Here is a 21,363-nt window from a genome sequence, read left to right as displayed (position 1 = left end):
CCCGCAAAGGACAGCTGATATGAGCATCCTCGCCGCTGGCGTCACCGGTTCCATCGCTTCCGTCGGCTACGGCCTCGCTGCGATCGGCCCCGGCATCGGTGTCGGTCTGATCTTCGGCAACGGTGTGCAGGCCATGGCCCGTCAGCCTGAGGCTGCCGGCCTGATCCGCTCCAACATGTTCATCGGCTTCGCGCTGACCGAGGCGCTCGCCCTCATCGGCATCGTCATGCCGTTCGTCTACGGCACCGGCGCCTAATTCCTGTCGTACGTCTTTTCGACGAAAGGTTCTGATATGAACCCCGAGGTCCTTATCGCGGCCGAGGAGAAGATGAACCCTCTCCTCCCCGCATGGCCCGAGGTCATCATCGGCCTGCTCTGCTTCTTCATCGTCTTCGGCCTTCTCGGCAAGAAGCTCCTGCCCAGCATCGAGAAGGTGCTGGCGGACCGCCGGGACGCCATCGAGGGCGGTATGGAGCGGGCCGAGATCGCTCAGCGCGAGGCTCAGGCTCTGCTTGAGCAGTACCGTGCCGAGCTCGCCGAGGCACGTCACGAGGCCGCTCGGATCACCGAGCAGGCGCGTGAGCAGGGTGCCGCCCTGGTCGCCGAGATGCGCGAGGAGGGCCAGCGTCAGCGCGAGTCCATCGTCGCCGCGGGCCACGCCCAGATCGAGGCGGACAAGAAGCAGGCGACGGCGGCTCTGCGTCACGACGTGGGTTCGCTCGCCTCGCAGCTTGCCTCCCGCATCGTCGGCGAGTCCCTGGAGGACTCCGCCCGGCAGAGTGGCGTGATCGACCGTTTCCTTGAGGACCTGGAGGCCAAGGCCGCCGCGTCCACGGCGGCTGCCAAGTGATCGGCGCAAGCCGTGAGGCCCTCGCCGCAGCGCGGAAGAACCTCGACAGCCTGACCGACTCCACCTCGGTGGACTCGGCCGAGCTGGCCGGGGAGCTCGCCGCCGTCACGGTCCTGCTGGACCGCGAGGTGTCGCTGCGCCGCGTCCTGACCGACCCCTCGCGGTCCGGTCAGGACAAGGCCGGGCTGGTCGGTTCGCTGTTCGCCGGCCAGGTCTCGGGCCAGACGATCGACCTGGTGTCGGGCCTCGCCCGCTCCCGCTGGTCGAGCGCGCGTGACCTGGTGGACGCCACCGAGGAGCTCGCCGCGTACGCCGAGGTCATCGCCGCCGACAAGGCCGGTGCCCTGGACGACGTCGAGGACGAGCTGTTCCGCTTCGGCCGGATCGTCAACGGCTCGCACGAGCTGCGCAGTGCGCTCACCGAGCCGAAGGCAGGTGCCGCCGCCAAGGCCGCGCTGGTCGTCAAGCTGCTCGGCGGCCGGGCCAACCCGGGCACCGTCCGGCTGGTCACCGGCCTGGTCGCGAACCCGCGTGGACGTAGCCTTGAGCAGGGCCTGGAGTCCTACTCGAAGCTCGCCGCCACCCGGCGCGGTCGCGTGGTGGCCGTGGTCACCAGCGCTGTGCCGCTGTCGGACAGCCAGCGGGAGCGCCTGTCGGGCGCCCTCGGCCGGCTGTACGGCCGCCAGGTCCACCTGAACATCGACGTCGACCCCGCGGTCCGCGGCGGTGTCCGGGTGCAGATCGGCGACGAGATCATCGACGGGACCGTGTCGAGCCGCCTCGAAGGCGCTCGCCAGGCGCTCGAAGGCTGAGCACCGAGCAACATCCGACCCTCGGTCGGGCGCCGGCCCCGCTTGGCGGGAGCCGGTAAATCGTACGGCCGGTTCGCAACGACCCGGCCGAGAGTCGACTGCGTCGTCCGGGGGGCAACCCCCGGACCCCGGGGCGGTACACACCGACCCGGGCCATGACGCGGAACATACTTGCGGCCCTCAATGGCGGGCCGAGGATCGCAAACTAGGAGAGCAGGGAAGCCTGATGGCGGAGCTTACGATCCGTCCGGAGGAAATCCGGGACGCGCTGGCCGACTTTGTCCAGTCGTACCAGCCGGACGCGGCCTCGCGTGAAGAGGTCGGCACGGTTACTGACGCAGCGGACGGTATCGCGCATGTCGAGGGTCTGCCCTCGGTCATGGCGAACGAGCTGCTCAGGTTCGAGGACGGCACGCTCGGCCTCGCGCTGAACCTCGACACCCGCGAGATCGGTGTCGTCATCCTCGGTGAGTTCTCGGGGATCGAGGAGGGCCAGACGGTGCACCGCACCGGCGAGGTCCTCTCCGTCCCGGTCGGCGAGGGCTACCTCGGCCGCGTCGTGGACCCGCTGGGCAACCCGATCGACGGCCTGGGCGACATCGCCTCCAGCGGCCGTCGTGCCCTGGAGCTGCAGGCCCCCGGCGTCATGGTCCGCAAGTCGGTGCACGAGCCGATGCAGACCGGCATCAAGGCCATCGACGCGATGACCCCGATCGGCCGCGGCCAGCGTCAGCTGATCATCGGCGACCGCCAGACCGGCAAGACCGCGGTGGCGATCGACACGATCATCAACCAGCGCGACAACTGGCGCTCCGGCGACCCGAAGAAGCAGGTCCGCTGCATCTACGTCGCCGTCGGCCAGAAGGGCTCGACCATCGCGTCGGTCCGTGGCGCCCTGGAGGAGGCCGGCGCGCTGGAGTACACCACGATCGTGGCTGCTCCCGCCTCCGACCCCGCGGGCTTCAAGTACCTCGCCCCGTACACCGGCTCGGCCATCGGCCAGGAGTGGATGTACGACGGCAAGCACGTCCTCATCATCTTCGACGACCTGTCGAAGCAGGCCGAGGCGTACCGCTCCGTGTCGCTGCTGCTCCGTCGTCCGCCGGGCCGCGAGGCCTACCCGGGTGACGTCTTCTACCTGCACTCCCGCCTGCTGGAGCGTTGCGCGAAGCTCTCGGACGAGCTGGGCGCGGGCTCGATGACCGGTCTGCCGATCATCGAGACCAAGGCCAACGACGTGTCGGCGTACATCCCGACCAACGTCATCTCGATCACCGACGGCCAGTGCTTCCTGGAGTCCGACCTGTTCAACGCCGGCATCCGCCCGGCCGTGAACGTCGGTATCTCGGTCTCCCGCGTCGGTGGCTCGGCCCAGATCAAGGCCATGAAGTCGGTCGCCGGCCGCCTGCGCCTGGACCTGGCCCAGTACCGCGAGCTGGAGGCGTTCGCCGCCTTCGGTTCCGACCTGGACCCGGCCTCCAAGGCCCAGCTGGAGCGCGGTGCGCGCATGGTCGAGCTGCTCAAGCAGGGCCAGTACCAGCCGTTCCCGGTCGAGGAGCAGGTCGTCTCCATCTGGGCCGGCACCACCGGCAAGCTGGACGACGTACCGGTCGCGGACATCCGCCGCTTCGAGCGCGAGTTCCTGGACCACCTGCGGACCTCCAAGAAGGACCTGCTGGCCGGCATCGTGGAGACCTCCAAGCTGGAGGACGGCACGATCAACGCGCTGACCGAGGCGATCAAGGCCTTCAAGCTGGGCTTCACCACCGCCGACGGCAAGCTCCTCGGCGAGCAGGCCTGAGTCCGGTAGCGAGGGAAAGGACGTAACGACCCATGGGAGCACAGCTTCGGGTCTACAAGCGCCGGATCCGCTCTGTCACCGCGACGAAGAAGATCACCAAGGCGATGGAGATGATCTCCGCGTCGCGCATCGTCAAGGCGCAGCGCGCGGTGGCCGCCTCCACTCCGTACGCCGATGAGCTGACCCGGGCGGTGACGGCGGTGGCCACCCGGTCCAACGCCAAGCACCCGCTCACCACCGAGAACCCGGCGGCGTCCCGCGCCGCGGTCCTGCTGATCACGGCGGACCGCGGTCTGGCCGGCGGCTACTCGACCAACGCCATCAAGCAGGCGACCGCTCTCTCCGAGCGGCTGCGGGCCGAGGGCAAGGATGTGGTGACGTACATCGTCGGCCGCAAGGGCGTCTCGTACTACAACTTCCGCCACCGTGAGGTCGCGGCAGCGTGGACGGGATTCTCCGACAAGCCGACGTACGGTGACGCGAAGACGGTGGCCGGCGAGCTGATCGAGGCGTTCACGGCGGAGAACGGCGGGGTGGACGAGCTCCACCTGGTCTCCACCAAGTTCGAGTCGATGCTCACCCAGACCGCCGTCGAGGCCCGGCTGCTGCCGCTGAAGCTGGACGAGGTCCAGCTCAGCGACGAGAAGCCGGCCAAGGCGGAGATCTTCCCGCTGTACGACTTCGAGCCGTCGGCCGAGGGCGTCCTCGACGCCCTGCTGCCGCGGTACGTCGAGAGCCGGATCTACAACGCACTGCTGCAGTCGGCCGCCTCGGAGCACGCCGCCCGGCGTCGTGCGATGAAGTCGGCGACCGACAACGCGGAAGAGCTCATCAAGGCGCTCACGCGGCTTGCCAACTCGGCCCGACAGGCCGAGATCACCCAGGAAATCAGCGAGATCATCGGCGGCGCCAACGCCCTCGCCGACGCTAACGCGGGGAGTGAATAAGACATGACCACCACTGTTGAGCCGACCACGGCGACGGGCCGCGTCGCGCGGGTCATCGGCCCGGTCGTCGACGTGGAGTTCCCCGTCGACGCGATTCCCAACATGTACAACGCGCTGAAGCTCGACGTGGAGACGTCGGACGGCGGCACGAAGACCCTGACGCTGGAGGTCGCGCAGCACCTCGGCGACGGCCTGGTCCGCGGCATCTCGATGCAGCAGACCGACGGCGTCGTGCGCGGCACGGTCGTGCGTGACACCGGCAGGGCCATCGAGGTCCCGGTCGGCCAGGTCACCAAGGGCAAGGTCTTCAACGCCCTCGGTGAGGTCCTGAACGTCGACAAGGACGAGTTCGAGTCCCAGGTCGAGGTCCGCTGGCCGATCCACCGCAAGGCCCCGGCCTTCAAGGACCTCGAGTCCAAGACCGAGATGTTCGAGACCGGTATCAAGGTCATCGACCTGCTCACCCCGTACGTCCAGGGTGGCAAGATCGGTCTGTTCGGTGGTGCCGGTGTCGGCAAGACCGTTCTGATCCAGGAAATGATCTACCGCGTCGCCGAGAACTTCGGTGGTGTGTCGGTGTTCGCCGGTGTCGGCGAGCGCACCCGTGAGGGCAACGACCTCATCCACGAGATGGTCGACTCGGGCGTTCTGGACAAGACCGCGCTGGTCTTCGGCCAGATGGACGAGCCGCCGGGCACCCGCCTGCGCGTCGCCCTGTCCGCCCTGACGATGGCGGAGTACTTCCGCGACGTCGAGCAGCAGGACGTTCTGCTCTTCATCGACAACATCTTCCGGTTCACCCAGGCCGGTTCCGAGGTGTCGACCCTGCTCGGCCGTATGCCCTCCGCGGTGGGCTACCAGCCGAACCTGGCCGACGAGATGGGCCTCCTGCAGGAGCGCATCACCTCGACCCGCGGTCACTCGATCACCTCGATGCAGGCGATCTACGTCCCCGCGGACGACCTGACCGACCCGGCGCCGGCCACCACCTTCGCCCACCTCGACGCGACGACGGTTCTCTCCCGTCCGATCTCCGAGAAGGGCATCTACCCGGCCGTCGACCCGCTGGACTCCACGTCCCGCATCCTGGACCCGCGCTACATCGCGCAGGACCACTACGACACGGCGCTCCGCATCAAGGGGATCCTGCAGAAGTACAAGGACCTCCAGGACATCATCGCGATCCTCGGCATCGACGAGCTGGGCGAGGAGGACAAGCTCACCGTCCACCGTGCCCGTCGGATCGAGCGCTTCCTCTCGCAGAACACCTACGTGGCGAAGCAGTTCACCGGTGTCGAGGGTTCGACCGTGCCGCTGTCGGAGACCATCGAGGCCTTCAACGCGATCGCGGACGGCAAGTACGACTCCGTCCCCGAGCAGGCCTTCTTCATGTGCGGTGGCATCGAGGACCTCGAGAAGAACGCCGCCGAGCTCGCGAAGAAGTAGTCGCGACCGGCCGGTAGCAGTTGAGTGACCGTGAGGGGTGGCCCCGAGCCCTGGGGACCACCCCTCACGGCGCACTCACTGTGATTCCGGTCATCTCCGTGCCGCCGGTTTCATCTCCGGGGCGCGGGCCCGTTATTCTTACCGAAACTCCCGAGTAATCGGGCGTTGCAAGAGCCTAGGAGCCCACGTTGGCTGAGCTGCACGTCGAGCTGGTCGCAGCCGACCGCAAGGTGTGGTCCGGTGCGGCCACCATCGTTGTCGCCCGTACGGCCTCCGGTGACACCGGCATCATGCCGGGCCACACCCCGGTGCTGAGCGTGCTGGAGTCCGGCCCGGTGACGATCCGGACCACCGACGGCAACGTCGTCGTGGCCGCCGTCCACGGCGGTTTCATCTCCTTCGCCGACAACAAGCTTTCTCTGCTCGCGGAGATCGCCGAGCTGGCGGACGAGATCGATGTCACCCGCGCGGAGCGCGCGCTCGAACTCGCCCAGGGCGAGAGCGACGCGCACGCCGAGCGACGCGCCGAGGTCCGCCTCGTCGCGGCAGGTCGCCGCAAGGCCGCCTGAACGTAGTCAGACCGACGGTCCCGGGGACGCGCGAGCGTGACCCCGGGACTGTCGTATCAGTTGGTAGGACAGCGCGGCCGCTCGTCACGGCCGATCCGGGGTACGCGGGTAGCGAGGAGGTCGGTGAGCATGGTCCTCGCCCTTGTGGTGTGCGCGGCGGTCGTGGCGTTCGGAGTGGCAGGCCTGGTGGCCTTCGCCGTACGTCGGCGGGTGATCCAGCGGGTCGGCGGAACGTTCGACTGCAGCTACCGGCTCAAAATGCCGGCCGACGCCTCCACGCAGCCCGACCTCGACGAGAACGGCAAACCCACCTCAGCCCCGGTTCCGCAGACCGACGGCAAGGGGTGGGTTTTTGGTATCGGCCGGTACAGCGGCGACTCCATCGAGTGGTTCCGGGTCTTCTCCTACGCCCCCCGCCCGCGCCGGGTCCTGCCGCGCCGCGAGATCGAGGTGCTCGGCCGCCGCTACCCCGAGGGCCAGGAGGAGCTCGCCCTGCTCTCCGGCTCCGTCGTCCTGCGCTGCCTGCACAACGGCGCCCCCCTCGAACTCGCCATGAGCGACGACGCCCTCACCGGCTTCCTCGCCTGGCTGGAGGCCGCCCCGCCCGGGCAGAGAGTCAACGTCGCGTAGCGACGAGACTGGGGGTCCCCCCGCCCGGAGGGTGGGGGAGTCGCGTAGCGACGAGACTGGGGGTCCCCCCGCCCGGAGGGTGGGGGAGTCGCGTAGCGACGAGACTCTCGGGTACGGGGGCACCTCCCGCCCGGAGGGTGCGGCGCGCCTGGCGTCTGCGGTGTTGGTTGTGCCATGGCATGGCGCCCGCCCACACTGTACGGAGGAGGTGTGTTCTCGATGACCGCTATGGCCCGTGAAGCAGATCTCGACCTCACCCTGCTCACAGACCCCGACCCGAAGACGGCGACGTACGAGGCCGGGATCCGCGTCCCGTACGGCACCGAGGTGACCGTCCCCGAGGGCCCGGCCAAGGGCTTTGTGATCGGCGTCGCAATCACGGGTGAGCCGCGCCGGGCCTGAGTAGTCTGCTGTCCATGGTCAACCTCACGCGTATCTACACCCGCACCGGCGACGACGGCACCACGGCGCTCGGCGACATGAGCCGCACCACCAAGACCGACCCCCGGCTGATCGCGTACGCGGACACCAACGAGGCGAACGCGGCGATCGGGGTGGCCATCGCGGCCGGCGGGCTGCCGGAGGACGTGTCGGCGGTGCTGACCCGGGTCCAGAACGACCTCTTCGACGTGGGCGCGGACCTCGCGACGCCGGTGGTCGAGGACCCGAAGTACCCGCCGTTGCGGGTGCTGCAGACCTACATCGACCGGCTGGAGGCGGACTGCGACCTCCACCTGGAGACGCTGGAGAAGCTCCGCAGCTTCATCCTGCCCGGCGGCACGGCCGGCGCCGCGTACCTGCACCTGGCCTGCACCGTGGTGCGGCGGGCCGAGCGGTCCACCTGGGCGGCGATCGAGGCGCACGGCGACAGCGTCAACCCGTTGACCGCGAAGTACCTCAACCGGCTCTCCGACCTGCTGTTCATCCTGGCGAGGTCCGCCAACAAGGAGCGCGGCGACGTGCTCTGGGTGCCCGGCGAGAACCGCTGACCCCGGTGCCGGGGCGGAACTACCGCGGCCGTTTCGGGAAGACCGTGTAGCTTGCCGCGACGATCAGGCTGATGCCCGTCACCCAGGCCGTCCGGGGGTACCAGGCGGTCAGTGCGCCGGACCGGGCCGGATCGTCCACCAGCAGGATCATCAGGCTGATCAGGGCGACGGTGATGCCGGCCGCCAGCAGGGTGCGCCGGAAGATCAGCCACTCGTGGGCGGCCCGCGCCCGGCCGTACCGGGGCGCGGCGGGCGGCTTCGGGCCGCCCGCGAAGCGGTGCGCGAACCGGCCGTCGGCCCAGGCGACCAGGGAGTGCCCGTAGGCGACCGTGAAGCCCACGTAGGCGGCCGCCAGGCCGTGCGAGGCCTGCGCGGTGGCGCCGCCGCGCAGGTCCAGCACGGTGGCGCCGAGGACGACCAGGTCGACCAGCGGCAGGCAGAGCAGCAGCGCCGCGCCGGCCCGGCGCCACCCGAGCAGGTAGCGGGCCGCCAGGCCCAGCGCGAGGACGACCCAGAACCCGGCCTCGCCGGCCAGGACGACGGTCACGATCATGGTGGTCCCCTCTCCTCGGTGGTCCGCCCTCCAGCCTGGTCGCCCAGGGCCGCCCGGTCGTCGTCGCCGGTGCGGAGCGGCCCCTGCATCCTTCGATGTACGGCGGATCGTCCTGGCGGTCCGCGCGCGGCGGCCCGCCGGGTGGTTGGGTGGACCCTGTGACCGGACTCAGCCTCACCCCGCGCCAGGAGGACCGCGCGATCGCCCTGGCCGGACTGCTCGGCGGCCTGGTGCTGATCGCCACCGGCGCCTACGACAACTCCGAGGCGATCCGGCCGTGGGTGGCGGTGCTGCCGCTCTGCGCGATGGCCGGACTGGAACTGCTCCGCCGGACCCATCCGGTGTGGACGGTCTGCCTGGGCGGCGGGGTCTTCGCCGCCAACATCTTCGCCGGGTCGGTGGTGGCCACCGTCATCATGTACACCGACCTGCTGTACGCGGCGGTGCTCTACGGGTCCAAGCGGATGGCGGCGATCCTGCACCTCACCGGCGCCGCCGCGACGCTGGTCCTGAGCAGCCTCACGGTGCTGTACGCCACGGTGTCAGCCGCGCTGCTGGTGGCGGTCTTCGCCGGGCTGGTCTTCATCGCGCCGGTCTGGACGGCGGACCTGCTGCGCCGGCACCGGGACGAGGCCGTGGCGGAGCGGCTGCGTGCGCAGCAGACCGCGCTGCTCTCCGAGATGGACCGGCGCGGCGCGGTGGTCGCCGAACGGGCCCGGATGGCGCGGGAGCTGCACGACGTCATCGCCAACCACCTCTCCGCCATCGCGATCCACGCGACCGGCGCGCAGTCCCTGGCCCGCCGTCAGCGCCGGCCGGAGGACGATCCGCTGGTGGAGGTGCTCGCGGTGATCCGGGAGAACAGTGTGCAGGGGCTGACCGAGATGCGCCGGATGATCGGCCTGCTGCGCTCCAGCGGTGGCGGCGAGGGCGAGGAGGAGACCTACACCGCGCCCGAACTCGACGCGGTGGACACCCTGCTGGAGAACGCGCGGGCGGCCGGCCAGGACGCCGGGCTGGTCTTCGAGGCGTCCGAGGAGGGCGAGCGAGGGCGGCTGGCGGTGCCGGTCGGGCTGGCCGCGTACCGGATCGTCCAGGAGTCGCTGACCAACGCGCTCAAGCACGCCGCGCCGGGGACCGTCCGGCTGCGGCTGACGTACCGGTCGGAGGACCTGGAGATCGAGGTGGACAGCCCGTACCGGGCGGGGGAGGGCCGGGTGCTGCCCGGGGCCCGGGCCGGGCTGGTCGGCATGCGGGAGCGGGCGGCGCTGCTGGGCGGGAGTTTCGAGGCGGGGGCGCGCGGCGGCCGGTGGCTGGTCCGCGCGGTGCTGCCGCGGGGTGTGGCGAGGGCGGAAGGGAAGGGCCGGGCATGACGATCCGGGTACTGGTGGCGGAGGACCAGGCGGCGGTGCGGGCCGCGCTGGTGATGATCCTGGGCGCGGAGCCGGGGCTGGAGGTGGTCGGTGAGGCGGGCGACGGCGAGCAGGCCGTGCGTCTCGCCCTGGAACTGCGGCCGGACGTGGTGCTGATGGACATCCAGATGCCCCGGTTGGACGGTGTCTCGGCGACCCGCCAGGTGGTGGCGGCGGGCGCCGCGCAGGTCCTGGTGCTGACCACCTTCGATCTCGACGAGTACGTCTACGGGGCGCTGCGGGCCGGCGCCGCGGGCTTCCTGCTGAAGGACCTGGAGGCGGACGCGCTGATCGAGGGGATCCGGACGGTGGCGCGCGGCGACGGCATGCTGGCGCCCTCCGTGACCAGGCGGCTGATCGGCACCTTCGCCCGCCCGGGACGCACGGTGGGGGCCGAGGCCAGGGCGGCGGTGGAGGCGCTGACACCGCGCGAGCGGGAGGTGCTCCGCTGCATCGGCGCCGGCCTGTCGAACGGTGAGATCGCGGACCGGCTGGTGATGGCGGAGGCGACCACCAAGACGCACGTCAGCCGGATCCTGGCCAAGCTGGAGCTGCGCAGCAGGGTCCAGGCGGCCATCCTGGCCCAGGACTTGGGCCTGATCGCGGGCTGAGTGCCCGCGGCCGCGGGCCGGCGGCGGCCGCCGGACCCGCCGCCGCTCAGCCGCGCCGCAGCAGGGCCCGGGCGGCCTCCGCGTCGGCCGGCCAGACCATCAGCCGGGGCCCTTCGGCGGTCCGTACCAGGGTGTGCCGCAGGCCGGCCGCGGCGAGCCGGGCGGCGAGCCGGCGGGCCTGCTCGGCGTCGGCCGGGTCGGCGACGGCCACCAGCAGTCCGTACTCGTCCGGCCCGCCCGTCCGGGGGCGGCGCTCGACCAGGGAGGACCCGCCGCCGTACGTCCAGCGCAGCAGCAGGATCAGCACCGCCATCACGGCGGCGGTTAGCAGCAGGAACGCCAGGCTCCGCACGATCGGTCCTTCCGCCGGTGCGCCCCGCCGGACGCAGATCACACCGGCCAATCTCACCATGGAGCCTGCCGGGACGTTAGAGTCCGGCGATGAGCGGCGCGGCTCCGGGGGGTGACCCCTGCCCAGGGCCGCCTTCAGGCACCGCCCTGAGCCGACCGCCCGACCAGCGGGCCCGGCGGCGGGGGCGGTCAAACGGCACCCCGGGAGACCCAGCCATGAGCAACGTACCCAGCAAGCAGATTGCCGTGATCGGCGCCGGACTGATGGGCGCCGGCATCGCGCAGGTCGCCGCTCAGGCCGGTCACCCGGTCGTGCTGCGGGACGTCACCGACGAGGCACTGCGGCGTGGGCTGGACGGCATCCGCGCCTCGTACGAGAAGTTCGTCTCCAAGGGGAAGCTCGACGCGGAGGCCGCCGAGGCGGCGCTCGGCCGGATCACCACCACCACCGACCTGGGTGCGGTCGCCGACGCCGACATCGTGGTGGAGGCGGTCTTCGAGCGCCTGGACGTCAAGGAAGGCGTGTTCCGGGAGCTCGACAAGATCGTCAAGGAGGGCGCGGTGCTGGCCTCCAACACCTCGGCCATCCCGATCACCCGGATCGCCGCCGCGACCGGGCGCCCCGAGTCCGTGGTCGGCGTGCACTTCTTCTCACCGGTACCGCTGATGAAGCTGGTCGAGCTGGTGCGCGGCTACAAGACCAGTGACGAGACGCTGGCCGTGGTCCGCGAGTTCGCCGAGGGGGTGGGCAAGGAGGTGGTCGTGGTCAACCGCGACGTGGCCGGCTTCGTCACCACCCGCCTGATCACCGCGCTGGTCGTCGAGGCCGCCAAGCTGTACGAGTCGGGCGTCGCCTCCGCCGAGGACATCGACACCGCCTGCCGGCTCGGCTTCGGCCACCCGATGGGCCCGCTGCAGACCGCCGACCTCACCGGCGTCGACATCCTGCTGCACGCCGCGCGCAACATCTACGAGGAGACCCAGGACGAGAAGTTCGCCGCGCCGGAGATCATGGCGCGGATGGTCACGGCGGGCGACCTCGGGCGCAAGAGCGGCCGCGGTTTCTACCCGTACGGGAGCAAGTGACGGCGGCCCCCGGAACAGGGGGCCGGCGACCGGCGGGCCGTGCGGATCGGACATCGTACGGCCCGCCCGCCCGGGGGCGGGTGAGTTTCCTCACGCAGGTGCCGCAGACGGGTGATTTGGGCGGTAATCGAGCGTAGGTATGGGGACTTACTGCGTATATTCCCTCGGACGAGTGAAGTTGGTTCAGGTCTGGGCCGCAGCAGCAACCTGCGGAGCTGGTTCACCGTCAGATGAGGGGGAGCCCCGGTGCGAGCGCCGGGGCCCGGGCTCCGGGCAGGTGCCCGCCCGGCCCGTCCGAAGGAATCCCTGCGGCACGGAACCCCGTAGCACGAAAAACCCTGTCGGACCCGGACCGGCCGCACCCAGGCCGGGGCGGCCCGACCGGCACGACAAGGCAACCTGCGGCCGGCAGCCCGTGGCGGGCGGCCGACGGCAGGCCGAGGCCCTCGGGCAGGCCTACGAGCGGAGGAGGAGAGCATGCGCATCATCGGTGACCACACCGCCCTGGCCCTCGAAGGCCACCTCGACGTGCGCAGCGCCGCCGACGCCAGGGTCCTGCTGCACCAGGCCGTCGACGGCGGGCAGGGCGACCTCGTGCTGGACCTCGGCCGACTGGAGTCCTGGGACGCCACCGGCCTCGGCGTCATCATGGGCACCCACCGCCGGGCCGGCCGGCTCGGTCGCCGGCTCGTCCTGCGGGCCGTCCCCGCGCAGTTGCAGCGCCTGTTGGTGGCCACCCGGCTGCACCGCATCCTGGCCGTCGAGGGCACGGTGTCGGACGTCCACGGCGCGACCCTGCCCGGGCTCGGCCCGGTGACGGGCCAGCCGGTCGTGGCCCCGCTGCTCTGACCGGCGGCGCCCTCGTCCGGGGCCCCCTGGCGGTGGCCCCGCCCCTCCGGGCCCACCGGTGGGCCACCTCGTACGCCTGCCCGGTCCGACGGTTCGGACCGACGCCCCGCCCCGGCCCCCCGGCCCCGCGGCCCCGCCGCCCGGTCACTTCCGCGACCCCGTCCTTCGCCCGGCCCCGCGGGCCGCTTCCAGGGGCCCTCGTACGGCGCTGAAGGCCCCCGTAGGGCCGCCGTCGCGTACATGTCGGGTGCGAACGGGCCAGCTCACAGGCAGCCCTGGCGCTCCCACGAGGGGCCCGCGCTGCACGGCAGGGCACGGATGTGCGAGAGTCTGCGGTCAGGAGACGGCCGCCGGGACCCAAAAGCCTGCCCGCGCAAGGCCGCTCGAACGTCGTCAACGCCCCGGCCCCGGGCCGGGCGGCCGAGCATGGGCGGAGCGATACGTGGGACAGCCAACCGGCGACTTTCGGCAGGAGGGCCTGCGCCCCCGTACCGGCGAACTCGTCTCCGGCGACCTGCTGGTGACCGTCGGCTCGACCGACGGCTCCGAGGCCCGGCCCTGCCCCGACGACTGGCGGCCCCGCCCGCGCCGGCTGGAGCGCGGCGGCCCGAGCCGGGCCACCCTCGGCCCCAGCCCCGCCGTCGGCCCGCTGGCCCTCGGCGCCGGCGCGGCCGACCTGCCGCTGCTGGACCGCGAGGCCGACATCGCCCAACTCCTCGGCAAGCTGGCCGAAGGCCGCTCGATACGCCTGGTCGGCCAGGCCGGCTCCGGGCGCAGCGCCCTGCTGTCCGCCGTCGCCGCGGCGGCCGGCGAGCTGGCACCCGACGGCGTCGTCCAGCTCTGCGGCCACCGTCGCACCGCCGCCGACCTCCTCCAGGCGCTCTTCTCCGCCACCCACCACGCCCCCGGCTTCCGCCCCGACCCGCAGCAGCTGGCCCGCCACCTCGCGACGGTCGGCGCCGTCGTGGTGGTGGACGAGGTCGAGTCCACCGGTGCGGAGTTGGAGGAACTGCTCGCGACCGCGCCCGACTGCGCCTTCCTGATCTCGGTCGCCCCCGACAGCGCCGCCCTGGCCCTGGACTCCCGGCTGGAGGACCACCTGGTCGCGGGGCTGTCCCGGGCCGCCTGCCTGGCCCTGACCGCCCGGCTGGCCGGCCGCGCCCTGGACGAGGCCGAGCGGGCCTGGGCCGTCGACCTCTGGTTCGAGTCCGAGGGCCTGCCGCTGCGCTTCGTCCAGGCGGCCGCCCTGCTGCGCCAGCGCGACGTCTCCGTGGACGCCCTGGTCGCCGCCGAGGAGGACCGCCGCGGGGTGTTCGGCGCGGTCGAGCACCCGGAGGTGGACGAGGACCCGGCGGTGCGTGAGGCCGAGCTGCGGCGCACCGTGGCGCTGCCGACGGTCGCCGAGAGCGCCGCGCCCGCCCTGCGGCTGGCGGAGGGACTCAGCGAGTCCGCCCAGGCCGTCCTGCGGCTCGCGGTGGCGCTCGGCGGCGAGTGTCCGACCGCGCCGCACCTGCCCGCGCTGATCGACGTCGGCCACGGCGAGAGCGCTCTGCACGAGCTCACCGACTGCGGCCTGGCGGTCTCCATCGGCGGCCACCACCGGCTCACCGCGGGCGCGTTGGAGCTGCTGGAGCCGCACTGGCCGGACGCGGGCAGCACCAACGGCGCCGCCACCCACTTCGCCTGGTGGGTGGGCCACAGTTCGGTCAGCATCGAGCAGGTCGCGGCCGAGGCCGAGGTGGTGATCGGCGCGATGCTCGCCGACCGCGCCGCCGGCCGCCCCGCCGCCGTGCTGCGGCTGGCCCGCGCGGCCGCCCCGGCGCTTGCCCTGGCGCTGCGCTGGGGGGCCTGGGAGCGGGCGCTGCAGCTGGGCCTGGAGGCCGCCCGCGCGGTCGGCTCGGGCCCGGACGAGGCCTGGTTCCACCACGAGCTGGGGGTGTACGCGCTCTGCCGGCGGACGCCCGAGCGCGCGGTGGCCGAGCTGGAGGCCGCGGTGGCCCTGCGGGTCGCACTCGGCGAGCAGCGCGGCGGCGCCGCGGGCCGCCGGATGCTTGACCTGCTGCGCGCCGACACCCAGGCGCTGACGGCCGGCGACGGGGACCTGCCGGTGGTCACCCGACGGCCCGTCATCCGGGCCATCGCGCAGGTGCCTTGGCGCTTCGGCATGATCCCGAAGGCCGGCGGCCGGGGCCGGACGGTCATCGCCGCCTCGGCGGCCGTGCTCGCGCTCGGCGTGCTCGGCACGGCGGTCGGCCTGAGCGTGGCCGGCCAGGACACCCCCAGGGGCGGTGCCACCCCGCACAACGGCGCTCCGGACCAGCCGGGCAGCCTGACCGGCAACTACACGATCCCCGCCCCGAGCGACTCGGCCTCCGACGCGGCCTCGCCCGCCGGCACCGACTCCCCGTCGCCGGAGGCCTCGGAGACCAGCGGCAGTCCGTCGCCCTCGGGCTCCGCGTCCGCCTCGCCCTCGCCGAAGAAGACGACGAAGTCGGCGAGCCCCAGCCCGAGCAGCACACCGGCCCCGGGGACGAGCCAGCCGCCGGTCGTGCCGCCGCCGGTGGTGCCGACGACCCAGCCGACGACCCAGCCGACGACCAGTCCCAGCAGTTCGCCCCCGGTGACGCCGACGACGAGCCCGAGTTCGAGCACGACAGCGGCCTCACCGCCCTCGTAGGGGCCCGCGGGTCAGAACAGCTTGAGCTTGTCGTCCTCGATGCCGCGCAGCTCGTCGTAGTCCAGCACCACGCAGCCGATGCCCCGGTCGGTGGCCAGGACGCGGGCCTGGGGCTTGATCTCCTGCGCGGCGAAGACACCCTTCACCGGGGCGAGCAGCGGGTCGCGGTTGAGCAGCTCCAGGTAGCGGGTGAGCTGCTCGACGCCGTCGATCTCGCCGCGCCGCTTGATCTCGACGGCGACGGTGGCACCGTCGGAGTCGCGGCAGAGGATGTCGACGGGGCCGATCGCGGTCGGGTACTCGCGGCGGATCAGTGCCCAGCCGCTGCCGAGCACCTCCATCCGGTCGGCGAGCAGCTCCTGGAGGTGGGCCTCGACCCCGTCCTTGACGAGTCCCGGGTCCACCCCGAGTTCGTGCGAGGAGTCGTGCAGCACCTCCTCCAGCGTGATGATCAGCTTTTCGCCGGCCTTGTTCACGACCGTCCAGGTGCCGTCCGCCTCCTTGAGGGAGCACGGTGGCGACATCCAGTTGAGCGGCTTGTAGGCGCGGTCGTCGGCATGAATGCTGACGCTGCCGTCGGCCTTGACCAGGATGAGCCTGGTGGCGGACGGCAGATGGGCGGAGAGCCGACCGGCATAGTCGACTGAGCAACGGGCAATTACGAGACGCACGGTCGACCACGCTAGCCCACCGGGGCCAGTTGATGCGATTCCGGTACGGCGGGGTGAAGAAACCGGGGGGACGGCGAACATGGAGGTTCGGCGGTCCGACCGGTTGCCCGCCGCACTCTGGCGCGCTTACCCACTGACGGCTACGGTGTGTGACTGAGCGCTTGCGGGACGAGTCGTCGACGGGGACGGAGACACGGGGATGGGGACACGGGATGCGAGATCCGGCCGAATCCGGCCAAACCTGCTTCGGCGGCGTGCGAATTCATAGGAAATCAGCGGATTCGCCTGTTCTGCGGGCCAATGGCTGACACGCTGTTCCGAGCGGCTGCCGCCCCCACCCGGCGGAGCCGACCAGGGGTGGCCCGGGTGGCCCGACATCGTTCGACCGTCGGCCAGCCGGTGCGTCGGACCAGCAGGTCGGGCCGACAGGCCGGTGTCCGCCCCACGTCACCGCAGGCTCTCATCGCATTCCCCCGGTGCAATTTCCGCACCACCTGCATTCACCGAACACCCTTGTCGCATTCGCCCCACCAGCCCCTGGCCCGATGATCGCGCACGACCGGCGATCGAAAGGGGCCCGGTGATCGCGCACCACCCGGCGATCCTCCAAGGACCACGATCGTGCACGAATCGGCGATCGGGAACAACGGGAACACCAGCACCACCCGAAGCACCAACCTGAGCAAGGCACGGCACCATCCGTACACACGCACCACCACCCGGGCGCCGCGCGCGGGTGGACCGCGAGAGGAGAACCCATGTCGCTCGACGTCTCACCGGCCCTCCTGGAGAAGGCCGAGCGGGGCGAGGTCGACGAGCGGGAATTCGTCGACTGCGTCCGCGTCTCCCTGCCGTACGCCTGGGAGTTGATCAGTTCGCTGGTCGCCCAGCTGAAGGTCGACGGCACCGACTTCGCAGACAACCACGTTCCGCCGCCCAGCGAGCAGGCCCGCGGGCAGCTGCTGCGCGCCCTCGCCAGTGACGCGATCCGAGGGGCCCTGCAACGGCACTTCGGCGTCCAGCTGGCCTTCCAGAACTGCCACCGGGTCGCGGTCTTCGCGCCGACGGAGAACAACGTGGCGCGCCACCAGCGCTTCACGTCCGTCCGGGAGCAGCTGCTCAACCAGTCCGACGAACTGCGGGACTGCTGACCCGTCGTCGAGCGGGCCGAACGACCCGGGCCACCCCGTTCCTGCTCCGGGCGCGCTGTGCGCGTCCTCGGAGGTGGGGCAGGGTGGCCCGGGCGTCCGCGCGTTCAGGACAGCTGCGGGAGCACCTCGGAGCCCAGCCGGGCGATGTTGTGCAGGGTGGCCTCGTGGTCCCCGCTGCCCTCAGTGAGCAGCGCGAAGCGCCGGATGCCGGTCCGCTCGGCGGTCGCGAGCAGCCGGTCCGCGCAGTGCCGGGGCGTGCCCACCGCGTGCAGGTCGCAGAGCAGCGCGGTGTACTCGTGCGGGTCGCGCATCTTGCGCTCGCGCCCGTCCACCGTGCGGTGCGCGCCGAGCCCGTACTCGAACCAGCCGGGCATCGAGCGCAGCAGGGTCGCCCGCGCCGCCGAGGGGCCGTCCTCGACCTGGGTCACGCCGGCCGCGACATGCTCCCCCCGGATCCGGGCGAGCCCCTCGTCGGAGCGGCCGCAGGCCCGCCAGGCGGCGCCGTACAGCGCGAGCATCTCCTGCTTGTCCTCGTCCCCCGAGTGCATGCCGAGCAGCATCGGCAGGCCCCGCTCGGCCGCCAGCCGGACGCCGCCGGGGGAGGTGCAGGCGACCACGAGCGGTGGGCCGGCCTGGGGCCGCTCACCGGCTCCCTCCGGAACCTGCCGAGGTTCGGCCGGCTCGGGCCGCAGCCCGTCCACCCGCTGCCGGGGCAGCCGGCCGGCCAGGCCCGGCACCACGGCCTGGCCCGGCTCCAGACCCAGCCAGGAGGACAGGCCGGGCCGCCGCGGCGGCTCGCCCGCCCGCGGCACCACGGCCACCTCGGGGAAGCTGAACTGCGGGCCGTCCGCGCCCACGGTGGCCTCGCGCAGCCAGCGCAGCAGGAGGTCCAGCCGTTCGGGGAACCCCTGCTCGTACGCGTCGAGACCGCTGCCGAAGACGTCCAGGTCGATCCACGGCCCGCCGCGCCCCACCCCGAGCGTGAACCGCCCGCCGGAGGTGAGGTGCAGCAGCGCGGCCTGCTCCCCGAGGGCCACCGGGTGCCGGGTGGAGAGCACGCTCACCGCCGTCCCGACGCCGATCCGGCGGGTGCGGCCGAGCAGCATCGCGGCGAGGGTCGCGGCGTCCGGGCAGACCCCGTAGGGGACGAAGTGGTGCTCGGCCAGCCAGACGGCGTCCAGGCCCGCGCGCTCGGCCGTGACGGTGGCGCCGACGGTGCGCTCCAGCACCTCGGCGTGGCTCTGGCCGGGGAACTGCGCGGACAGCAGGAAGGCGCCGACCCGCAGGGCCTCGGTGGCCGCCGGCCGGCCACCGCCGCTCTCGGCCAGCGGCACCGGTCCGCCCGGCAGCACCGCGGCCGGCCGGCCGGGCAGCGGCGAGGCCCCGGCGGGCGGGGCGGACGGCCGGACGCCGACGGTCGGGTGTGCCTCGGCGCGCGCGCTGGTCTTGGTCATGGGCAGCCTCCTGGGGGTCGCGCAGGGTCTGCGGGCCCCGCCTCGTCACCTCGTGAGTAACCCATGTCATGTGCCAATGGCACGCGGATTCACCTATTTCGCCGAAGATCGGGTGGATCTCACCGGAAACACCGGAGTGCCGGGTGAAGCCGTGGTAGGGCCACGGAGGACCGTGTGCGCCCCGTACCCTGGAAGGGTTTTCGAGCCCCTGCAGAGAGGTCGCCCACGTGTCTCCCCGCCGCAACCGGATCAGCAACGACGACCGTGAGGAGCCCGGTCCCGGGCCGCTCGGCGGGTCCCTGCGGCGGACCGAGAGCTACCAGGGCGAGGAGTGGGTGGTGCAGACGGTGGCCGGCACCGCCGGGCGCCACTACCGCTGCCCGGGCTGCGACCAGGAGATCCCGCCGGGGGTCGGGCACGTGGTGGCCTGGCCGGAGTTCGGGGCCGGGGTGGAGGACCGCCGGCACTGGCACCGCGCCTGCTGGGGGGCGCGCGAGCGGCGCAGCTCCAACATCCAGCGCGGGCGCGGCGCCCCGCGGTACTGAGGGGCGCCGCGCCCGCGGCCCGGTGGTGCGGCCCGCTGCCGCGGTGGGTCAGGCGTCCCGGTTCTTGAGCACCAGGGCGCCGCCGACCAGGGCCGCCAGCGTCCAGGCGAGGCAGATCAGGAAGCCCGCCCACGGCCCGTACGGCTGGCCGCTCTGCTCGTACACCAGGAGCATCCGGGAGCCCGCGTAGTCGGGGAAGTAGTGCGCCAGGGTCTTCACCTTCGGCACGGCCGAGAGGATCGGCGAGAGCAGGAAGAAGAACGGCACCAGCACCCCGAGGGCCAGGGTCTGGTTGTGCAGCATCGCGGTGACGCCGGCCGAGAAGAGGCAGAGCATCGTCAGGTAGAACGCCGCGCCGAACACCGCGCGCAGCACGTGCGGTTGGCCCAGGTCGGTGGAGTGGCCGCCGAGCAGCGCCTGGCCGAGGAAGAACGTGATGAAGGCCGTCACCAGGGCGACCGTGAAGGCCAGTGCGCCGAGCACCACGGCCTTGCCGGTGAGCAGCGTGCCGCGCTGCGGCACGGCGGCCAGGGTCACCCGGATCATTCCGGTGCTGTACTCGTTGCCGACCGCGAGCACGCCGAAGACGATGATGGCGAGTTCGCCGAGCAGGATGCCGGAGAACGCGGTGCCGGTGGCGTCGAAGGGCGTGCTGTCGCCCCGGGTGAACTCGTCGAAGTTGTTGTTGGTCAGCAGGGACAGCAGCGCGCCGAGGCCGGCGGTGACCGCGAAGGTCAGCGCCAGGGTCCAGATGGTCGAGCGGACGCTGCGGACCTTCGTCCACTCGGACCGCAGGACCGCGGGGAAGGACGCCATCTCAGTTCTCCTCCTCGGGCTTGGCGTTCGGGGCCTGGGGGCCGGTGCCGGGCGGTCCGCCCGGCGCCGCCCTGCCGGCCTGCCAGGAGGCGCCCCAGGCGCCCGTCGGCCCCGGCGCCTCGGCGGCGTCCGGGCCGCCGGGTTTCCGGGGGGCGGTGCCGCCGGCGTGGTACTCCACCGAGTCGGCGGTCATCTGCATGAAGGCCTCCTCCAGCGAGGCCTGCTGCGGGCTCAGTTCGTGCAGCACGACGCCGTTGGCGGCGGCCAGCTCGCCGAGCTTGGCGAGGTCGCCGTCGACCACCTCGTACGAGCCCTCGGGCCCGGCCTCGACCCGGACGCCCGCGCTGTCGAGGGCGTCCAGCAGCCGCTCGGGGTGCGGGGTGCGCAGCCGGACGGCCGTGCGGGAGTTCTGCCGGATGAACTCGGGCATCGAGAGGTCGGCGAGCAGCCGGCCCCGGCCGATCACCACCAGGTGGTCGGCGGTCAGGGCCATCTCGCTCATCAGGTGCGAGGAGACGAAGACCGTCCGGCCCTCGGCGGCGAGCCGCTTCATCAGGTTGCGGATCCAGAGGATGCCCTCGGGGTCGAGGCCGTTGACGGGCTCGTCGAACATCACGATCTCGGGGTCGCCCAGCAGCGCGGAGGCGATGCCCAGGCGCTGGCCCATCCCGAGCGAGAAGCCGCGCGAGCGCTTGCGGGCGACGGAGGCGAGGCCGACGAGGTCCAGCATCTCGTCGACCCTGGACTTCGGGATGCGGTTGCTCTGGGCCAGCCAGAGCAGGTGGTCGTAGGCGGTCCGGCCGGGGTGGACCGCCTTGGCCTCCAGCAGGGCGCCGATGTACTTCAGCGGCTCGCTGAGCCGGCCGTAGCGCTTGCCGTCGATGGTGACCGAGCCGCCGGTGGGCCGGTCCAGGTCGAGGATCATCCGCATGGTGGTGGACTTGCCGGCGCCGTTGGGGCCGAGGAACCCGGTCACCACGCCCTGGGGCACCTGGAAGCTCAGTCGGTCGACGGCGAGTGTGTCGCCGTACCGCTTCGTCAGCTCGTGCAACTCGATCATCGGTTCTCCCTCACTCTCCGTCAGATTACGACAATCCAGACATAAGGGCTCATCGGCCGCGCCCGCCCGGTGTGCCGCTACGG

Annotated in this window: 23 protein-coding genes; 17 read left to right on the top strand and 6 right to left on the bottom strand. The window is 72.2% G+C overall.

What is annotated here, in order from left to right; genetic code table 11:
* Positions 1–19: 19 nt before the first annotated feature.
* The 10 genes from atpE to OG689_RS15980 all read left to right on the top strand — a co-directional run bounded on the left by atpE (position 20) and on the right by OG689_RS15980 (position 8,044).
* Positions 20–256, top strand: coding sequence for an ATP synthase F0 subunit C (gene atpE / locus OG689_RS16025; RefSeq protein ID WP_266321055.1), 237 nt, complete (start codon positions 20–22; stop codon positions 254–256).
* Positions 257–292: 36 nt separating this feature from the next.
* Entirely contained in the window at positions 293–850 is a 558-nt protein-coding gene (locus tag OG689_RS16020) for a F0F1 ATP synthase subunit B (RefSeq protein ID WP_266321053.1), read from the top strand.
* On the top strand, positions 847–1,662 hold the full coding sequence (locus OG689_RS16015; RefSeq protein ID WP_266321051.1) for a F0F1 ATP synthase subunit delta: 816 nt from the start codon (positions 847–849) through the stop codon (positions 1,660–1,662). Before OG689_RS16020 ends, OG689_RS16015 begins: the two co-directional genes overlap by 4 nt.
* Before the next feature lie 226 nt (positions 1,663–1,888).
* Positions 1,889–3,463: a F0F1 ATP synthase subunit alpha gene (atpA, locus tag OG689_RS16010; protein ID WP_266321049.1), complete on the top strand. Its 1,575-nt coding sequence runs from the start codon at positions 1,889–1,891 to the stop codon at positions 3,461–3,463.
* A 32-nt stretch (positions 3,464–3,495) separates the two neighbouring features.
* Positions 3,496–4,410 carry a F0F1 ATP synthase subunit gamma gene (locus tag OG689_RS16005; RefSeq protein WP_266321047.1) on the top strand — a complete coding sequence of 305 codons (915 nt, stop codon included), beginning with the start codon at positions 3,496–3,498 and terminating at the stop codon, positions 4,408–4,410.
* 3 nt (positions 4,411–4,413) lie between these two features.
* Positions 4,414–5,856, top strand: coding sequence for a F0F1 ATP synthase subunit beta (gene atpD, locus OG689_RS16000; RefSeq protein ID WP_190209410.1), 1,443 nt, complete (start codon positions 4,414–4,416; stop codon positions 5,854–5,856).
* Positions 5,857–6,044: 188 nt separating this feature from the next.
* A complete protein-coding gene (locus OG689_RS15995; RefSeq protein WP_190209409.1) occupies positions 6,045–6,425 on the top strand; it encodes a F0F1 ATP synthase subunit epsilon in 381 nt (126 codons plus the stop codon).
* A 129-nt stretch (positions 6,426–6,554) separates the two neighbouring features.
* A complete protein-coding gene (locus tag OG689_RS15990; protein ID WP_073926115.1) occupies positions 6,555–7,055 on the top strand; it encodes a DUF2550 domain-containing protein in 501 nt (166 codons plus the stop codon).
* Between the two features lie 228 nt (positions 7,056–7,283).
* Positions 7,284–7,457: a hypothetical protein gene (locus tag OG689_RS15985; protein WP_266321043.1), complete on the top strand. Its 174-nt coding sequence runs from the start codon at positions 7,284–7,286 to the stop codon at positions 7,455–7,457.
* Between the two features lie 14 nt (positions 7,458–7,471).
* Positions 7,472–8,044, top strand: coding sequence for a cob(I)yrinic acid a,c-diamide adenosyltransferase (locus OG689_RS15980; protein ID WP_266321040.1), 573 nt, complete (start codon positions 7,472–7,474; stop codon positions 8,042–8,044).
* 19 nt (positions 8,045–8,063) lie between these two features.
* Here OG689_RS15980 and OG689_RS15975 read toward each other — a convergent pair whose 3' ends face one another.
* The gene (locus tag OG689_RS15975) at positions 8,064–8,597 is read right to left on the bottom strand and encodes a hypothetical protein (protein WP_266321038.1); all 534 of its coding nucleotides are present in this window, start codon (positions 8,595–8,597) and stop codon (positions 8,064–8,066) included.
* A 158-nt stretch (positions 8,598–8,755) separates the two neighbouring features.
* Between OG689_RS15975 and OG689_RS15970 the strand changes: the two genes are divergently transcribed.
* Positions 8,756–9,970, top strand: coding sequence for a histidine kinase (locus OG689_RS15970; protein ID WP_266321036.1), 1,215 nt, complete (start codon positions 8,756–8,758; stop codon positions 9,968–9,970).
* Complete coding sequence (locus OG689_RS15965; protein ID WP_266321034.1) at positions 9,967–10,620, top strand: response regulator transcription factor; 654 nt, start codon at positions 9,967–9,969, stop codon at positions 10,618–10,620. The genes OG689_RS15970 and OG689_RS15965 overlap by 4 nt, the downstream gene beginning before the upstream one ends.
* Positions 10,621–10,666: 46 nt before the next feature.
* On the opposite strand, the gene OG689_RS15960 is transcribed toward OG689_RS15965, so the two are convergent.
* Positions 10,667–10,972: a hypothetical protein gene (locus tag OG689_RS15960; protein ID WP_266321033.1), complete on the bottom strand. Its 306-nt coding sequence runs from the start codon at positions 10,970–10,972 to the stop codon at positions 10,667–10,669.
* 215 nt (positions 10,973–11,187) lie between these two features.
* On the opposite strand from OG689_RS15960, the gene OG689_RS15955 reads away from it, so the two are divergent.
* The 3 genes from OG689_RS15955 to OG689_RS15945 all read left to right on the top strand — a co-directional run bounded on the left by OG689_RS15955 (position 11,188) and on the right by OG689_RS15945 (position 15,583).
* Complete coding sequence (locus OG689_RS15955; RefSeq protein WP_266321031.1) at positions 11,188–12,057, top strand: 3-hydroxyacyl-CoA dehydrogenase family protein; 870 nt, start codon at positions 11,188–11,190, stop codon at positions 12,055–12,057.
* Between the two features lie 477 nt (positions 12,058–12,534).
* The gene (locus OG689_RS15950) at positions 12,535–12,906 is read left to right on the top strand and encodes an STAS domain-containing protein (protein WP_266321029.1); all 372 of its coding nucleotides are present in this window, start codon (positions 12,535–12,537) and stop codon (positions 12,904–12,906) included.
* Positions 12,907–13,348: 442 nt separating this feature from the next.
* Positions 13,349–15,583, top strand: coding sequence for an ATP-binding protein (locus tag OG689_RS15945; protein ID WP_266321027.1), 2,235 nt, complete (start codon positions 13,349–13,351; stop codon positions 15,581–15,583).
* A gap of 11 nt (positions 15,584–15,594) precedes the next feature.
* Here OG689_RS15945 and nucS read toward each other — a convergent pair whose 3' ends face one another.
* Positions 15,595–16,254: an endonuclease NucS gene (gene nucS, locus OG689_RS15940; RefSeq protein ID WP_266321025.1), complete on the bottom strand. Its 660-nt coding sequence runs from the start codon at positions 16,252–16,254 to the stop codon at positions 15,595–15,597.
* Positions 16,255–17,012: 758 nt separating this feature from the next.
* Here nucS and OG689_RS15935 point away from each other — a divergent pair.
* Positions 17,013–17,405: an SCO5389 family protein gene (locus OG689_RS15935; RefSeq protein WP_266321023.1), complete on the top strand. Its 393-nt coding sequence runs from the start codon at positions 17,013–17,015 to the stop codon at positions 17,403–17,405.
* 104 nt (positions 17,406–17,509) lie between these two features.
* Here OG689_RS15935 and OG689_RS15930 read toward each other — a convergent pair whose 3' ends face one another.
* The gene (locus OG689_RS15930; protein ID WP_266327174.1) at positions 17,510–18,691 is read right to left on the bottom strand and encodes an LLM class flavin-dependent oxidoreductase; all 1,182 of its coding nucleotides are present in this window, start codon (positions 18,689–18,691) and stop codon (positions 17,510–17,512) included.
* Between the two features lie 416 nt (positions 18,692–19,107).
* Between OG689_RS15930 and OG689_RS15925 the strand changes: the two genes are divergently transcribed.
* Positions 19,108–19,404, top strand: a complete 297-nt coding sequence (locus tag OG689_RS15925; RefSeq protein ID WP_266327172.1) for an ATP/GTP-binding protein — start codon at positions 19,108–19,110, stop codon at positions 19,402–19,404.
* A gap of 48 nt (positions 19,405–19,452) precedes the next feature.
* Here the strand turns inward: OG689_RS15925 and OG689_RS15920 are convergent, their stop codons facing one another.
* Together OG689_RS15920 and OG689_RS15915 are read right to left on the bottom strand one after the other, a co-directional pair.
* Positions 19,453–20,220, bottom strand: a complete 768-nt coding sequence (locus OG689_RS15920) for an ABC transporter permease subunit (RefSeq protein WP_266321021.1) — start codon at positions 20,218–20,220, stop codon at positions 19,453–19,455.
* A 1-nt stretch (position 20,221) separates the two neighbouring features.
* Positions 20,222–21,280, bottom strand: a complete 1,059-nt coding sequence (locus OG689_RS15915) for an ABC transporter ATP-binding protein (RefSeq protein WP_266321020.1) — start codon at positions 21,278–21,280, stop codon at positions 20,222–20,224.
* Positions 21,281–21,363: the final 83 nt, after the last annotated feature.

The sequence above is a fragment of the Kitasatospora sp. NBC_00240 genome, assembly GCF_026342405.1.
GTDB lineage: Bacteria > Actinomycetota > Actinomycetes > Streptomycetales > Streptomycetaceae > Kitasatospora.
This window is presented reverse-complemented; position numbering and strand designations above follow the sequence as displayed.